Source organism: Glutamicibacter sp. MNS18 (assembly GCF_026107515.2).
Classification (GTDB): Bacteria; Actinomycetota; Actinomycetes; order Actinomycetales; family Micrococcaceae; genus Glutamicibacter.
The window spans coordinates 1-16,674 of sequence record NZ_JAPCHW010000011.1; the positions used below are offsets into that span (position 1 = coordinate 1).

Annotated in this window: 11 protein-coding genes and 1 tRNA gene; 2 read left to right on the forward strand and 10 right to left on the reverse strand. The window is 65.4% G+C overall.

Features of this window, described 5'->3' with window-relative positions; translation table 11 throughout:
* From OK351_RS14035 to argS, 6 genes are all read right to left on the reverse strand, one after another.
* A partial coding sequence (locus OK351_RS14035) for a Rho termination factor N-terminal domain-containing protein (protein WP_265160105.1) occupies positions 1 to 747 on the reverse strand: 747 nt, incomplete at its 3' end.
* A gap of 340 nt (positions 748 to 1,087) precedes the next feature.
* A complete protein-coding gene (thrB, locus tag OK351_RS14040) occupies positions 1,088 to 2,020 on the reverse strand; it encodes a homoserine kinase (RefSeq protein ID WP_265160108.1) in 933 nt (310 codons plus the stop codon).
* Positions 2,021 to 2,113: 93 nt separating this feature from the next.
* Positions 2,114 to 3,214, reverse strand: coding sequence for a threonine synthase (gene thrC, locus OK351_RS14045; RefSeq protein WP_265160111.1), 1,101 nt, complete (start codon positions 3,212 to 3,214; stop codon positions 2,114 to 2,116).
* 1 nt (position 3,215) lies between these two features.
* Positions 3,216 to 4,502, reverse strand: a complete 1,287-nt coding sequence (locus OK351_RS14050; RefSeq protein WP_265160113.1) for a homoserine dehydrogenase — start codon at positions 4,500 to 4,502, stop codon at positions 3,216 to 3,218.
* Positions 4,503 to 5,924: a diaminopimelate decarboxylase gene (gene lysA / locus OK351_RS14055; RefSeq protein WP_265160116.1), complete on the reverse strand. Its 1,422-nt coding sequence runs from the start codon at positions 5,922 to 5,924 to the stop codon at positions 4,503 to 4,505.
* A gap of 5 nt (positions 5,925 to 5,929) precedes the next feature.
* Positions 5,930 to 7,576, reverse strand: coding sequence for an arginine--tRNA ligase (gene argS, locus OK351_RS14060; protein WP_265160118.1), 1,647 nt, complete (start codon positions 7,574 to 7,576; stop codon positions 5,930 to 5,932).
* A 158-nt stretch (positions 7,577 to 7,734) separates the two neighbouring features.
* On the opposite strand from argS, the gene OK351_RS14065 reads away from it, so the two are divergent.
* Positions 7,735 to 7,810, forward strand: a tRNA-Arg gene (locus OK351_RS14065).
* A 90-nt stretch (positions 7,811 to 7,900) separates the two neighbouring features.
* Here the strand turns inward: OK351_RS14065 and OK351_RS14070 are convergent.
* The 4 genes from OK351_RS14070 to OK351_RS14085 all read right to left on the reverse strand — a co-directional run bounded on the left by OK351_RS14070 (position 7,901) and on the right by OK351_RS14085 (position 12,143).
* The gene (locus OK351_RS14070; RefSeq protein ID WP_265160121.1) at positions 7,901 to 9,157 is read right to left on the reverse strand and encodes a CDP-glycerol glycerophosphotransferase family protein; all 1,257 of its coding nucleotides are present in this window, start codon (positions 9,155 to 9,157) and stop codon (positions 7,901 to 7,903) included.
* A 140-nt stretch (positions 9,158 to 9,297) separates the two neighbouring features.
* Positions 9,298 to 10,089, reverse strand: a complete 792-nt coding sequence (locus OK351_RS14075) for an ABC transporter ATP-binding protein (RefSeq protein WP_265160123.1) — start codon at positions 10,087 to 10,089, stop codon at positions 9,298 to 9,300.
* Entirely contained in the window at positions 10,082 to 11,011 is a 930-nt protein-coding gene (locus OK351_RS14080; protein ID WP_265160125.1) for an ABC transporter permease, read from the reverse strand. The genes OK351_RS14075 and OK351_RS14080 overlap by 8 nt, the downstream gene beginning before the upstream one ends.
* A gap of 133 nt (positions 11,012 to 11,144) precedes the next feature.
* Positions 11,145 to 12,143 carry an ABC transporter substrate-binding protein gene (locus tag OK351_RS14085; protein ID WP_265160127.1) on the reverse strand — a complete coding sequence of 333 codons (999 nt, stop codon included), beginning with the start codon at positions 12,141 to 12,143 and terminating at the stop codon, positions 11,145 to 11,147.
* Positions 12,144 to 12,561: 418 nt separating this feature from the next.
* On the opposite strand from OK351_RS14085, the gene hrpA reads away from it, so the two are divergent.
* On the forward strand, positions 12,562 to 16,470 hold the full coding sequence (hrpA, locus tag OK351_RS14090) for an ATP-dependent RNA helicase HrpA (protein ID WP_265160130.1): 3,909 nt from the start codon (positions 12,562 to 12,564) through the stop codon (positions 16,468 to 16,470).
* Positions 16,471 to 16,674 lie beyond the last annotated feature (204 nt).

Consider the following 16,674-nt stretch of genomic DNA (forward strand, 5'->3'; position numbering starts at 1 on the left):
AGAGGACTCATCCGTGGAGGAATCCTGGTTCTCATTACGGCGGTTACGCGAACGGCTGCGGTCGTTGCGGCCGCGGCCACGCTCCTCGCGTGCGCCGGAATCCTTCGATGATTCATCCTCGGACTTGGTTTCGCCGGCCTGGTCCGCCTGCTCGGCCGGGGCCTGGCTGCGCGCGGAGCCACGGCGGTTCCCGCGCTGCTGGCGGGATTCGGACTGCTCCGTCTTGGGCTCTTCGGCCTTGGGCGCTTCCGATGCGGCCGGGGTTTCAGCCGCTGCCGGGGTCTCGGCGACCTTGCCCGAATCGGTCACGCGGCGCGAGGTGCGTCGGGTGCGTGGTGCGGTCGCGGGCTTCTCCTCGACGGCGGGTGCTGCTGCCGTTTCGGTTTCTACAGGGGCCTGCTCGGCCTTGCTGCTGCGGCGGGTGCGCGTGGCGGTCGCCGGCTTCTGCTCGGTGGCGGCCTCGGCCGGCTCGGCGCTGGCCTTGGCCTTCCGGGTGCGGGTGGCCGGCTTCTTGGCGGGTTCCTGCGCTGCAGGTTCCTGCTTGGCATCGCGGCTGGCTACCGAACCACCGCGCTGGTGGTCGGTGATGGCTGCGACAAGTTCGGCCTTGCGCAAACGCGAACCGCCGGTAATCCCAAGCTGAGAGGCCAGCTGCTGCAGCTGCACCATCTTCAGGGATGCCAGTCCGGCGCTCTTGGTGGAAGTCTTGTTCTCCACGCCTTCTTCGAGGCTCGTGGTTTCGGTCACGAATGTTCCTTCTGACTGGTTAGGGCGGGCCGGTCGAACCGACCCACTGTGCCGTATAGGGGGTGCGGCACCCCAGATGGGGATCGTTGCCACACCTATGCGTCGACTGTCCTGGGATAGAACTTTTCAGGAGGCAGGCGATCGATGGTTAAAAGAGAGATATCTCGACGACACGAGGCTGTGCATGAATGTGGGATATCAAACTAGGTTGCTGTAAACAGCGAAAAGATGCCGGTCAGGATGACAAACCGATCCATAACGAACTGGAAAGGTTGGATAAACACTGTCAACAGGGGTTTTCCAACCAGACGGTGTTCAGACTCCCGGCCCGCTATGAATGCTACAGCACTTCTACTGTAACACCCGATGTGGCAATGGCGGGAATTTCGCAGCGCCAGGCCACCGGTGAGTCCCTGTTGAAGGCCTCGATCAGCGCGGTGGCCCGCGCCTGCTGGGCGGTGTCGGAGACCAGGACCAGCACGGTGGGTCCGGCCCCGGAAATCACCGCGGCGAGCCCGTCCTGGCGCAGGGTCTCCATCAGCTTGCTGCTCTCGGGCATGGACTGGGCGCGGTAGGACTGGTGCAGGAAGTCCTCGGTGCCGGCCAGCAACTGGTCCGGGGCATGACCCAACGCCTGGATCAGCAGGGCCGCACGCGCCGAGTTCGCCGCGGCGTCGGCATGCGACACCTGGGCCGGCAACACCCCACGGGCCACCTCGGTGGACAACCCGGTAGCGGGCACTGCCACCACGGCGCGGATGGATTCATGCACGGCCACAGGTATGGCGCGGAAGGAGCCGTCGGCTTCGGTCAACGACACCGAGAAGCCGCCGTAGACGGCAGGGGCCACATTGTCCGGGTGCCCTTCCCAGGCCGCTGCCGCCTGGAACACCGCAGCGGTCCCGCCCTGCGCGTGTTCCGGCAGCAGCGCATCGGCCGCGGCGTAGGCGGCAACGATCGCGGCGGCGGAGGATCCCAGGCCACGGGCGTGCGGGATCCGGTTGATCGCCTCGAGCTCAATGCCCGCCGGGGAGAATCCGCGCGCCTGCCAGTACTCGTGGATCTTCGCGATGATCAGGTGAGACTCATCGCGCGGCAGCGAGCCGGCACCTTCCCCGGTAATGACTACGTGGCTGGTGGCGGCGGTGCGGATGCGCAGTTCGTCGCGGAATTCCAGGGCCAGGCCGAAGGCGTCGAACCCGGGGCCGAGGTTGGCGGACGTGGCAGGCGGGGCGACACGCAGGTGCTGTCCCAGGGCGATCGAAGCTGTCATGATTCCTAGTTCTCGATGCACGTCGTGCCCGCTTGCGGCAAACCGTCCGATGGCACGGTTCCGCAAGCGGGCACGAGGCTATGGTGTCAGTGTCTAGTCCAGGCCCAGGGCCTTGGCGACCTCGACCACGTCGAAGTCGACCTTGGTGGGGGCCACATCCGAACCGTCCAGGTTCTTCAGTGCCCAGTCCGGGTCCTTCAGGCCATGACCGGTCACGGTGATCACGATCTTCTTGCCGGTGGGCACATTGCCCGCGGCATGGTGCTTGAGCAGACCGGCCACCCCGGCGGCCGAGGCCGGTTCGACAAATACGCCTTCGCGGGCCGAAAGCCAGCGGTGCGCGGCCAGGATCTGCTCATCGGTTACCGCGTCGATCAGCCCGCCGGACTCATCCCGGGCGGCCTCGGCCTGTGCCCAGGAAGCCGGGTTGCCGATGCGGATGGCGGTGGCGATGGTGTCCGGTTCGGTGATCGGGTGGCCCTTGACGATCGGGGACGCGCCCTCGGCCTGGAAGCCCCACATGATCGGGGTGCGGGTCGACACCGGGTCCAGCTGCTGGCCGGCATTGTTGGTGTACGGCGCGGCGTACTCCTTGTAGCCCTTCCAGTAGGCGGTGATGTTCCCCGCGTTGCCCACCGGCAGCAGGTGGTAGTCCGGGGCGTCACCCAGGAAGTCCACGACCTCGAAGGCACCGGTCTTCTGGCCCTCGATGCGGGCCGGGTTCACCGAGTTGACCAGGAACACCGGGTAGTTCTCGCTGAGCTTGCGGGCCACCTCCAGGCAATTGTCGAAGTTGCCGTTGACCTGCAGGATATCCGCGCCGTGGGCGACGGCCTGGGAGAGCTTGCCCATGGCGATCTTGCCGTCGGGCACCAGCACGGCGCACTTCAGCCCGGCCTGGGTGGCGTAGGCGGCGGCCGAGGCCGAGGTGTTGCCGGTCGAGGCGCAGACCACGGCCTTGGCCCCGGCGGCCACAGCCGCGGTGATCGCCATGGTCATCCCGCGGTCCTTGAAGGACCCGGTGGGGTTCATGCCCTCGACCTTCAGGTACACCTCGTTGCCGGTCAGCTCGGACAGCGCCGGGGCGAACACCAGCGGGGTGCCGCCCTCCCCCAGGGTGATGACCCGGGTGGATTCGGTCACGGGCAGGCGGTTGGCATATTCGCGGATGACTCCGCGCCACTGATGGGCCACGTTAGTTTCCTTCAACTCGAAGTACGGATGTTACGGATGCGACGGTGTCCAGCGCCTCCAGGTCCCCGATGGTCGAGGCCAGTGCTTCCTCGGAACCCTCGTGGGTCAGCATGCGCAGGTGGGCGGTGCCGTCCCCGGCGGTGGACTGGTTCATCGCCTCGATGGAAACCCCGTGCTCGGCGAAGACCGAAGCGATCCGGGCGAGCATGCCCGGCTGGTCGGTGACCGACAGCCCTATCCAGTACCGGGTGGTGACCTCGGCGAAGTCGGCCAGCACCGGTGCCTCCAGGGCGGAGGCGGCCGGCAGTACGGTACCGGTGGCCAGAGCGCGGGCCACGGAGACCACATCGCCCATCACGGCGCTGGCGGTGGGTGCTCCCCCGGCGCCGGCACCGTAGAACATCAGGTCCCCGGCGTTTTGGGCCTCGACGAACACCGCGTTGAAGGCCCCGCGCACACTACCCAGCGGGTGGCTGCGGTCCAACAGGGCCGGGTAGACGCGGGCGGAGATGCCCGAGCCGGTCTTCTCCGCGATCGCCAGCAGCTTGATCACGTAGCCGGCCGCCTTCGCGTCGGCCACGTCCTGGGCGGTGATCTCGGTGATTCCCTGGCAGTGCACCTGGTCGATGGACACGGTGGTGTGGAATGCCAGCGAGGCCAGGATCGCGGCCTTCGCCGCGGCATCGTGCCCGCCGACATCGGCGGTCGGATCCGCTTCGGCGTAACCCAGCGCCTGGGCCTCGGCCAACACGTCGTCAAAGGCGGCGCCGGTGGAGTCCATGGCGTCCAGGATGAAGTTGGTCGTGCCGTTGACGATGCCCATCACCTTGGTGATGTGGTCCCCGGCCAGCGAGTCGGCGATCGGACGCAGGATCGGGATCGCCCCGGCCACCGCCGCCTCGTAGCGCAGCTGCGCCCCGTGTTCGGCGGCCAGCGCGTTCAACTGGGCACCGTGGGCGGCGATCAGCGCCTTGTTCCCGGTGATGACACTTGCCCCGCGGGTCAGCGCGCGGGCGATGTAGGTCCCGGCCGGTTCCAGTCCGCCGAGCAGTTCGATGACCACATCGGCGCCATCGATCAGCGTTTCGGCATCGGTGGTGAAAAGCCCTGCGGGAATCTCGACATCACGTGTGGTGGAGGTATTGCGCACCGCAATGCCGGTCAGTTCCAGTTGCGCACCACTGCGGGTGGTCAATTCGGCTTGGTCTTCGAGCAGGATCCGTGCCACCTGGGCACCGACCGTACCGCACCCCAATAGCGCGATCTTCAGGCTTTTCACACCGCTCACTTAAACTCCCATGTCGCGGGCCAACAAATCGGATTCTGTCTCCCTGCGCACGATCAGTCGGGCAACCCCGTCCTTCACCGCCACGACGGGCGGGCGGGTCAGGTAGTTGTAGTTGCTCGACAGCGCCCAGCAGTATGCGCCGGTGGCCGGAACAGCCAGCAGATCCCCGTAGGACACGTCCTCGGGCAGGTAGACGTCTCGTACGACTATGTCACCTGACTCGCAGTGTTTCCCAACTACGCGGGAAATAATTGCGTCGCTTTGCGTCACACGGTTGGCCAGCACCGCGGTGTAATCCGCGTCGTAGAGCACCGGGCGGGCGTTGTCGCTCATTCCGCCGTTGACCGACACGTAGCGGCGCGGGTTGGTGCCCCCGACGCCGTCCTCCACGGACACGTCCTTGCGCACCCCCACCTCGTAGAGGGTGAAGGTCGACGGGCCGGCGATGGCACGGCCCGGTTCGATGGAAATGCGCGGTACGGCCAGGCCCAGCTCGGCGCAGGTGGTCTTGACCACCTCGGCCAGCTGGGTGGCAATCAGCTGCGGGGTGGAGGGCTCATCGGCCTGGGTGTAGGCGATGCCGTAGCCCCCGCCCAGATCCAGCTCCGGCAGTTCGACCTCGAAGCGTTCCTTGGCCTCGCTGAGCACCGCCAGCATCTTCTGCGCGGCCAGCGAGAAGCCGTCGGCTTCGAAGATCTGCGAGCCGATGTGGGCGTGCAGCCCCAGCAGGTTGATCCACTCGTGCTTCGCGGCGAACCCGATGGCGGTCAGCGCCGCGGAGGTGCCCGAGGTGCCGGGCTGGATGGAAAGCCCGAATTTCTGGTCCTCGTGGGCGGTGGCGATGAATTCATGGGTGGAGGCGTGCACCCCGGGGGTCAGCCGCAGCATCACATTCGCCCGGGTCCCGGTGTTGCGCGCCAGCACCGCCACACGTTCGAGCTCGTCCAGCGAGTCGACCACGATGCGTCCCACACCCAGTTCGATGGCGCGCGCGATTTCCGCCACGGACTTGTTGTTCCCGTGCAGCGAGAGGTTCCCGGCAGGCACCCCGGCGGCCTGCGCCACGGCCAGTTCGCCGCCCGAGCAGGTGTCCAGGCGCAATCCCTCCTCGGTGACCCAGCGGGCCACCTCGGTGCACAGGAACGCCTTGCCGGCGTAGTACACGTCGACCCCGCCGCACAGTTCGTCGAAGGCCGTGTCGAAGGCGCGCTTGAATTCGGCGGCGCGGGCACGGAAGTCGTTCTCGTCCAGCACGAACAGCGGGGTGCCGAACTCCTTGGCCAGGTCGCTGACCAGCAGTCCCTGGACGCTCAGTTCGCCTTCGCTGTCGCGGCCGACACCGGCCGGCCATTCAATGGCCCGCAGCTGGTTGACGTCCTTCGGGTAACCCAGCCAGGCCGGGGCAAGAGGGGAAGCGCTCATCGGTGTTACATCCTTTCCGGGGCCGTGACACCCAACAGGTTCAACCCGTTGGCCAGCACGGTGGTGGTGGCGTCGTTCAGCATCAGCCGGGTGGCGTGCACCGGTTCAACCGGCTCCTCGCCGATCGGGGTGACACGGCAGGCGGCGTACCAGGAGTGGTAGGCCCCGGCGATCTGTTCCAGGTAGCGGGCGATGCGGTGCGGTTCACGCAGCTCGGCGGCGGAGGCCACCACCGAGGGGAACTGTCCCAGGATCGCCAGCAACTCGTTTTCGGTTTCGTGGCTCAGCAGCGCGGCGTCGAACGCCTGCGGATCACGGACCACGTTCTTCTGAGCGGCATTGCGGGCCGCGGCGCAGGAGCGGGCGTGCGCGTACTGCACGTAGAAGACCGGGTTGTCATTGGTGTTCTTCTTCAGCTGCTCCGGATCCAGCGCGATCGGCGAATCGGCCGGGTAGCGGGCCAGCGAGTAGCGCAGCGCGTCGGCGCCGATCCAGTTGATCAGGTCACGCAACTCGATGATGTTGCCCGCGCGCTTGGACAGCTTCGCCCCGTTGACCGAGATCAGCTGGCCGATCAACACCTCGATATTGGTGTCCTTGTCATCCCCGGCGCAGGCGGCGATGGCCTTGAGCCGGTTCACATAGCCGTGGTGGTCGGCGCCGAGCAGGTAAATCTTCTCGATGAAGCCGCGGTCCTTCTTGGACAGGTAGTAGGCGGCATCGGCGGCGAAGTAGGTCGGTTCCCCATTGGCGCGGATCAGCACCCGGTCCTTGTCATCGCCGAAGTCGGTGGTGCGCAGCCAGACGGCCCCGTCCTGGTCGAAGATGTGCCCCTGCTCGCGCAACCGTGCCACCGCGTCGGTGACCGCCCCGCCCTCATGCAGCGCGGTTTCGGAGAAGTACACGTCGAAGCCCACGCCGAAGTCGGCCAGGGTGTTCTTGATGTCCTCCAGCTGGGCCTTGTAGGCCAGCTCGCGCAGTTTCGGCAGCGCGGTCTGTTCGTCCTGCTCGGCCAGTTCGGGGGCCTGGGCCAGTACCGTTTGGCCCAGTTCGCGGATGTACTCCCCCGGGTAGCCGCCCTCGGGCACCGGCAGGCCGTGGATCCGGTTGTAGACCGAGCGGGCGAAGACGTTCATCTGGTTGCCGGCATCGTTGATGTAGTACTCGCTGGTGACTTCGGCCCCCGAGGCGCGCAGCACCCGGGCAATCGCATCGCCCAGCGCCGCCCAGCGGGTGTGCCCGATGTGCAGCGGTCCGGTGGGGTTGGCCGAAACGAATTCCATGTTGACCACGTGCCCGCTCAGCGCGGCATTATGCCCGAAGCGTTCCCCGGCATCGACGATATTGCGGGCCAGTTCGCCGGCGGCGGCGGTATCCAGGGTGATGTTCAGGAAACCCGGGCCGGCGATATCCACCGAGCCCACCCCCGGGGCCTGGGCCAGCCGGGCGGCCAGGATCTGGGCGAAGTCACGCGGGGCCATCCCTGCCTTCTTGCCCAATTGCAGGGCGATGTTGGTGGCCCAGTCGCCGTGCTCACGGCTCTTGGGTCGGTCAACCCGCACGATGTCGGGAATCTCGACCGAGATATCACCGTCTGCTACGGCCTGGGTGAGGCATGCGGATATGGCTGCGGAGAGTTCTTCAGGAGTCACGGTTACAAGAATAACTGTTCCCCGCCGTTTCCTGCCTGCTCGTGACATGCCGCCGACGCCAGCCATCACCGATTCGGCTGTTCGGTTAATCACCGCAGGCCCGATTTGCACAACCGGTGCCCCAACCTGATAAGCTCGTTCCTGTCGCCAAGGCGTCAGCCCTTGTAGCTCAGTGGATAGAGCGTCTGCCTCCGGAGCAGAAGGCCGAAGGTTCGATTCCTTTCAAGGGCACCAATACAGTGTCCCGCACCTGATGGTGCGGGACACTGTTGTTTCCTCCCATGCCCCGGGCGCCCGAACCGGCGCCGGCCTGGCAGTCGGGGTCTACCCTGCCTCGGCGATGTCCTCGGTGCCGAGATCGTGGGTTGCTGAGCGGTGATGTCGTTCGACGATCAACGAGTCGATCGTCGAGATGAACCTGGCGGTTGACTCACCCCTGGCATCGTCACCGAAATAGAAGGCCCGCATCGCCAGGCGTTCGGCATTGGCGACCGCTGCTTGCTGGGTGAAGAGGTTCTCCAGGACGGCACCGACATTCTGCGCGTAGACAACAGGACAGCACCGGCTGATTGGCGCCTCCCGATGCAGCGCGTCAAGATCCTCCCGGCGATCGGTCACCACCAGCGGCTTGTCCGGATGCAGGTAGAGGAAATCCAAACCGACACTGGAGATATCGGTGATCATGGCATCGGCATCCTCGAAAAGGTCCAGGATATTCTGCTCCTCGGCTACCACATGCGTGATACCCCACGGATTCTCGGCACCCAGCGCCTCGACTATGCGCGCATGGGCCTGGGCCACCCCGGCCGTATTGGACCCCAGGACCCGGGGATGCGGCTTGTAGATGATGCGGATGCCGGGTTTCGTCACCAGGTGGCGAATGACCGATTCGCCCACGGTATCCAGTGAGGTGTAGTTATTGGCCTCGTTCTCGCCTTCCCACGTCGGGGCGTACATGATGGTCCGACCGGGGTACGGGGGTAGGAGCGGCTTGAAATCGGCATCCAGTTGCGGTCGGCCCACGGCAATGAGCCGGCCCAGGTCGAAGTCGCGCAGGACCTGCCGGTGGCGCTCGACGGCGGCCGGCCCGGCAACAAGAACCCTGTCGTACGCCTTGGCCTGGTTGGAAACCATCGACAGTTTGTCGCTTTCCCCGTGGTTGATATGCACGTGTACCGGACCGGGAACGCTCAGGGACTGGAAATTCTGGACCCCGTTATTCACGTAGAGGCACAGTTTGAAGTTGTTGGACGTGTAGAGGTTGACCAGGTCATCCAAGCGGCGGACGAAGATCTTGGGTAATCCGGTCCGGCGGCGGAAATAGCGCAGCGTTTGCACTTTGCGGAAGACCAAGAGGACCGGCCGTGACTCATGCAGTTTTTCCAATGACGGCAACCATTGTTCCAGCTGATACGCCTTATTGGTCAGATCGCTGAAATAGACGACCACGTCGGCCGGGACCGTGATCCCGTCGATTTCATGGTTCGCGACAACGGCCAGACCCAGCCCGTACCGGCGCCGGAGCCTGATTCCCGGTTTCGAATTGACCGCTGATCTCAATTGCCGGCCGAACCATGACATGTCGCCCCTACCCCCAAGGTCGCTAGTGCCCACCATTCTATGGCTCTTGTGACCGAATTCACACCAGCCTGGACGCGGAAAGGCCGCAGCCCCGATCCCGGAATGGGGTCGGGGCTGCGGCCTTCGGTGATACTGCGGACCTACTGCAGCATCGTGCGGTCATCGAGCTGGGCGCCCTTGATCTTCTCGAACTCACCGAGGAGACCCTTGACGGTCATCGCCGACTTCTCCTCCTGGTTCAGGTCCAGGATGATCTGCCCGTCATGCATCATGATCAGCCGGGTCCCCAACTGCAACGCCTGTTCCATGTTGTGGGTGACCATCAGGGTGGTCAACTGGTGGCGTTCGACAATGTCGTTGGTCAGCCGGGAGACCAGCGCGGCACGCTGCGGGTCCAGGGCCGCGGTGTGCTCGTCGAGCAGCAGGATCTTGGGCTGCGAGAAGGTCGCCATCAGCAGGCTCAGCGCCTGCCGCTGGCCGCCGGAGAGCAACCCGACCTTGGTCTTCAGGCGGTTTTCCAGACCGAGTTCGAGGCTGGCCAGTTCGGTGGCGAACAGCTCGCGTTTTTTCGAGGTAACCCCCATATTCAGCCCGCGGAACTTCCCGCGAGCCCAGGCCAGGGCCATGTTCTCCTCGATGGTCATGGTCGGGGCGGTGCCGGCCATCGGGTCCTGGAACACCCGGCCGATGTAGCGGGCCCGGGTGTAGTCGGCCATCCGGGTCACGTTCTTGCCGGCGATGGTCACCGTTCCCGTGTCGGGCTGCAGCTTTCCCGCGACCATGTTCAGCACGGTGGATTTGCCCGCGCCGTTGGAACCGATGACGGTCACGAACTCGCCCGAGTCCAGGTTCAGGTTGATATTGCGCAGGGCCTTGCGTTCATTCACGGTGCCCGGGAAGAACGTGCGTGATAGGTTCTTGATCTCAAGCATTGCTGCGCACCTCTTCTTCCGTGCTGGATTCGATGATCTTGCCCTTGTCCGTCCGCTTGAAGCTCTTGATCAGCTTCTGGAATCCCTTCCACTTCGGCAGCAGCAGTGCGACAACCACCAGCACCGCGGAAATCAGCTTCATGTCGTTGACCTCCAGTCCGGCCTCCAGCGCGAGCTGGATGACCAGGCGGTAGATCACCGCGCCAAGCACGACGGCCAAGGCAGCCAGCCAGATCCAACGCTGCGAGAAGATCGCCTGTCCCACGATCACCGAGGCCAAACCGATCAGGATCAGGCCGATGCCCATGCCGATATCGGCGAAGCCCTGGTATTGGGCGATCAAGGCACCGGACAGGCCCACGAAACCGTTGGAAATGGACAGGCCCAGGATCTTCTGGTTATCGGTGCTGACCCCGAAGGAGCGGATCATTTCCTCGTTGTCGCCGGTGGCGCGCATCGCCATGCCCAGCTGGGTATGCAGGAACCAGACCACGATCGCCACGGCGACCAGGCACCCGGCGAACAGGATCAGTATCGAGGTCCAGGTCCCCAGGATCCCGGCGCTGCGCAATGGGCTGATCAGCGTGTCCTGGCCCAGCAGCGGCACATTCGCCTTGCCCATGATGCGCAGGTTGATCGAGTACAGGGCGATCATGGTCAGGATACCGGCCAGTAGCCCGTCGATCTTGCCCTTGGTATGCAACAGGCCGGTGATGACACCGGCTAGTGCTCCGATGACGAAGGCCATGGCAGTGGCCAGAAACGGGTTGACCCCGTTGACGATGCTGATGGAGGCGACGGCGGCACCCGTGGTGAAGGAGCCGTCGACGGTGAGGTCGGGGAAGTTGAGAATGCGGAAGGTGAGATACACCCCGAGGGCCATCACTGCGTAAATCAGCCCGAGTTCAACCGCTGTGATCATGTTTGGATCCTTGAGTTGTTAAAGATTATTCGTGGTCACGACAAAGGCGAGGCAACAACTACCCTCGCCCCGCCTTCATCGTTGGTGATATGCCGAACCGGTTCGCCAGGAAGCGTCGGAAGGCAACGCGGTCCTAGTAGACCTCAACGGCCCGATCAAGCATGTCGTCGGAGAACTCGATGCCGATCTTCTCGGCGGCCGCCTCGTTCAGGTAGAGGTCGACTTCGGTCAGGGTCTCCACCGGCATGGTGGCGGTTTCCGCTTCACCGGTCAGCAGCTTCACGGCCATGGCGGCGGTCTGTTCGCCGAGCTTCTCGTAGTTGATGCCGTAGGTGGCGGTGGCGCCACGGGCAACCGAGTCACCGTCCGCGGCAATCACCGGAACCTGCTTGGTTTCAGCGGTTTGCAGCAGCCCTTCCAGGGCGGAGACCACGGCGTTGTCCGTTGGCACGTAGAAGGCGTCGACGTCCAGCGAGTTCGCTGCCTGCTGCACCTCGCTCGAGGCGGAGATCGCCGCTTCCTGGATGGTCAGCCCCAGCTTCTCGGCGGCTTCCTTGGCCCAGGCGACCTGGACCACGGAGTTGGCTTCACCCGAGGAGTAGACGATGCCCACGCTGCTGGCATCCGGTGCGAGTTCCTGCAGCAGTGCCAGCTGCTCCTCCACCGGGTTCTTGTCCGAGGTGCCGGTGACGTTGCCACCCGGGGCCTCAAGGGAGTCCACCAAGCTGGCGTCCACCGGGTCGGTGACCGCGGAGAACAGCACCGGGATGTTGGTGATCGACTGGGCGGCAGCCTGGGCGGTCGGGGTGGCGATGGCCAGGACCAGGTCCATATTCGAATCCGAGGCGAACTTGCCCACGATCGAGGTGTTGGTGGCCTGGTCGCCCTGGGCGTTGTTCTCGTCGTATTCCACGGCGTCGCCCTCGTAGCCGGCGTCGGCCATGCCCTTCTTGAACCCGGTCACCACCGCGTCCAGCGACGGGTGCGACACGATCTGCGAGATACCGATCTTGACGGTCTCGCCCTCGGCCGGCGTTTCCGTTCCGCCGCCGTTGTTTCCTCCGCAGGCGGTCAGTGCCAAGGCACCCGTGGCTGCCAGTGCGGCCCATTTCATGGTGGTGAAGCGTTTCATCGTCTTCCTTTCAACGTCCCCTATGCGAGTGAACCAATCCATCACGCCCGGCACAGCGTGGTACCGGGTCCGGGGACCTCTACCGTCGACAGCGCTGCCACGTGATGTTGATTACACACGATCTTACATGTGAACCAACTCACCTGGACCACGATCCCGGGGGTATAGTGGACACTTTTCACGGGATGCGTTCCAACCCCGTATAAGTTGCCGCCAAAGACCCTGCGGAACCGATGATTCGTATTCACCACCCGACCCCTGGGCCGGCAGTCTTGGACAAAGCGGGATCTTGCACTCCCGCCCGGTGTGATTTGGCTCAATTCCAGCCATTCTATCCCCAAGGACAATCGCCATGTCATTCCGGCATTTTCGGTGACTTAACCCTTTGGCGGTATCGCGGCCTAGAATTGGCTACATCATGGCGCTCACGATTTCCTATCCCGAAGCTCTGCCCGTCTCGGCCCGTCGCGAGGACATCCTCGACGCGATCGGCAACCACCAGGTGGTGATCATCGCCGGAGAGACCGGGTCGGGAAAGACCACCCAGTTACCCAAGATGCTCATCGAGCTGGGCCTGGCCGAGCGCGGCATGATCGGGCACACCCAACCGCGGCGGCTTGCCGCACGCACCGTCGCCGAACGCATCGCCGAGGAGATGGGCACCAGCATCGGCGAGGAAGTCGGCTTCCATGTGCGCTTCACCGGCCAGGTCTCGCGCAACACCAAGCTGAAGGTGATGACCGACGGCATCCTGCTGGCCGAGATCCAGCGCGACCGGTTGCTGCGCCGGTACTCGGCGATCATCATCGACGAGGCGCATGAACGCAGCCTGAACATCGACTTCCTGCTCGGCTACCTGCGCCAGATCATGCCCCAGCGCCCGGATCTGAAGATCATCATCACCTCGGCCACCATCGATCCGGAGCGTTTCGCCGCGCATTTCGGCACCACGCTGCCCAACGGGCAGATCGAACCGGCCCCGATCCTGGAGGTCTCCGGGCGCACCTTCCCGGTGGAGATCCGCTACCGGCCGCTGGACGAGCCCGCCCCGGGGCACGACGAGGACCAGGACGCCAGCGAACTGAGCGAGGAACGCGACCCGTTGGATGCGGTGTGCGCCGCGGTGCGCGAGCTTTCGGCCGAGGCCCCGGGCGACATCCTGATCTTCTTCTCCGGCGAACGCGAGATCCGCGATGCGGCCGATGCGCTGCGCTCCCTAGTGGCAGCGGAGCGGAAGCTGAACCGGTACGAGATCCTGCCGCTGTTCGCCCGGCTCTCGCTGGCCGAACAGCACCGGGTCTTCCATCCCGGCAAGTCCCCGCGCATCATCCTGGCCACCAACGTGGCCGAGACCTCGCTGACCGTGCCGGGCATCAAGTACGTGATCGATACCGGTACCGCCCGCATTTCCCGCTACTCGCACCGCACCAAGGTGCAGCGCCTGCCCATCGAGCGGGTCTCGCAGGCCAGCGCGAACCAGCGTTCGGGACGCTGCGGCCGCGTTTCGGAGGGCATCGCCATCCGCTTGTACTCCCAGGAGGATTACGACTCGCGTCCGGAGTTCACCGACCCGGAGATCCGGCGCACCAACCTGGCCAGCGTGATCCTGCAGATGATCTCGCTCGGTGTGGTGGCCTCGGCCGGGCAGGTGGCTTCCTTCCCGTTTGTGCAGCCGCCGGAGACCCGGGCGATCACCGACGGGGTGAACCTGCTGCGCGAACTGGGGGCGCTGGGTGCTGACAAGTCAGCCACGGTCACCGACATCGGACGCCAGCTGGCCCAGCTGCCCTTGGATGTGCGCCTCGGGCGGATGATCGTGGAGGGGGCGAACCGTTCGGTCACCAAGGAGCTGATGGTGCTCGCCGCGGCGTTGAGCATCCAGGACCCGCGCGAGCGGCCCAGCGAGGAGACCGGGCAACGCCAGCGCGCGGCCGAACTGCACAAGCGCTTCAGCGACGAGAAGTCGGACTTCATGGCGCTGCTGAACCTCTGGGCGTACCTGCAGGACAAGCAGAAGGAACTGTCCTCCTCCGCCTTCCGCCGGCTGTGCAAGGCCGAGCACATCAACTACCTGCGGGTGCGCGAATGGCAGGACCTGTTCGCCCAGCTGCGCCAGCTGGCCAAGCCGCTGGGCATCACCGTGGCCGCGGAGCCGGTGAACCCGGCCGCGAACCAGGATGCGGTGCACATCAGCCTGCTGGCCGGGCTGCTGAGCCACATCGGGCTGTACGACGAACGCAAACGCGACTACCAGGGGGCGCGTGGCACACGCTTTGCGATCTTCCCCGGCTCCGGGCTGTTCAAGAAGTCCCCGACCTGGGTGATGGCCGCCGAGCTGGTGGAAACCTCCCGGCTCTGGGCACGCACCGTGGCGGCGATCGACCCGGAATGGGTGGAACAGGTCGCCCCGCACCTGCTCAAGCGCAGCTATTCCGAACCGCACTGGTCGAAGAACTCCGGGGCCGTGCTCGGCTACGAGAAGGTCACCCTCTTCGGCCTGCCGGTCATCGCCGCCCGCCGCATCCAGTACTGGCGCATCGATGCCGAGCTGGCCCGCGACCTGTTCATCCGCCACGCCCTGGTGGAAGGCGACTGGCGCACCCACCACAAGTTCTTCGCCCGCAACCGCAAGGTGCTGGCCGAGATCGACGAGCTGGAAACCCGGCTGCGCCGCCGCGACCTGCGGGTCTCGGACGAGGACCTGTTCGACTTCTACGACCAGCGGCTACCCGAATCCATCGTCTCCGAACGGCACTTCGACCGCTGGTGGAAGAAGACCCGCACCGGGCAGCCCAACTTGCTGGATTTCGACCCCGAAGCCCTGCTGGAGGACGAGGCGAGGGAACTGGACCAGGCCGCCTTCCCCACCACCTGGCACCACGGGTCCATCGAGCTGCCGCTGGAGTACGAGTACAACCCCGCCGCCCGCGACGGCGAGGGTGACGGGGTGAGCCTGCGGGTGCCGGTGGTGTTCCTCAACCAGCTGGATCCGGCCCGTTTCCGCTGGCTGATCCCCGGTCTGCGCCACGAGCTGCTCACCGCGCTGATCCGCTCGCTGCCCAAGGCGGTGCGCAAGAACTTCGTGCCGGCCCCCGATGTGGCCGGCCAGGCGCTGGGCGCCCTGGAGGCGGACTTCGACCCGGCCACCGACGACCTGGCCGAGTCCCTGGCCCTGGTGTTGCGCCGGCTGCGCGGGGTGGTGGTGGATCCCGGGCTCTTCGACTTTTCGGTGCTGCCTGCCCACCTGCGCTTCGGCTTCCAGGTGGTGGATGCCTCCGGCAAGTTGCTGGGCAGCGGCGATGACCTGCCGCGGCTGCAGCACCGACTGGCAGCAGAGAACCGGGCCGCCCTGGCCGCCGGGGTCAATTCCCCGGCCGCACCCGGCGCCGGCCCGGCACACGCAGCACGCCCCAAGGCCAAGGACCGGAGCAAGAAGACGGCCGGTGAATGGGAGCAGTCGAACCTGACCTCCTGGCCGACGCTGGCCGCAGGCTCCACCGTGTTGCCCGATGAGGTCTCCACCACCGTGATGGGCCAGCAGATCACCGCCTACCCGGGATTGGCCGATGCCCGTGACAGCGTCCGGCTTACCGTGTTCCGCACCCGCATCGAACGCGATGCCGCGCATCGGGGGGCGGTGATCAGGCTGTTGATGCTGCGCCTGCCACCGGCGGCGAAATTTGTCATCGGGCACCTGAACAACGCCGAGAAACTGGTCTTCACGCAGAGCCCGCACGGCTCCATCGACCAACTGGTCACCGATTGCACGATGGCGGCCGTGGACAAGCTGGTACCGGCAACACCGCCGATGGATGCCGCCGGATTCGAGACGCTGTTCCAGCAGGTCCGTGCCGAGCAGATCGACACCGTCTTCAGCATCACCGCGATCATCGCCAAGGTCTTCACCAGCTACACCAGGATCAACAAGACGCTCAAGTCCAGCAACTCGCTGGCGATGTACGCGGCGATCTCCGATATCCGTTCCCAGCTGGAGCAGCTGATCTACCCGGGGTTCATCGCCGCCACCGGGGCCGGGCACCTGACCCAGCTGCCACGCTACCTGCAGGGCATCGAGAAGCGGCTGGAAAAGCTCGGTGCCGGCGCCGTGCAGCGCGACGGGCAGGCGATGACGCTCATCCAGGGTCTGGAGGACGAATACGACAAGGCCCTGGAAAAGGTCCCGGCCGGGGCGCTGGTCCCCCACGCATTGCGCGAGGTCAAGTGGATGTTGGAGGAGATGCGCATTTCGCTGTTCGCCCAGGAGCTGGGCACCGCATACTCGGTCAGCGAGAAGCGGATCCGCAAGGCGATGAAGGACGCCCTGTAGTCCGCTGCCCGGGTTGTCCACAGCTGGCCCACCAGCCACCACGCCCCACCCCGACCCGCGGGACCATCAACCCATGAACCAGATCTCCCTGGCCACAGCCCTGGGCGTCCTACGGGACACGGTGAGCACCCACAACAGCTCACTACACCCCACACTGCGCCAGGAAATCGGGGACCTGACCCTGCAACTACTCACCGCACTGAG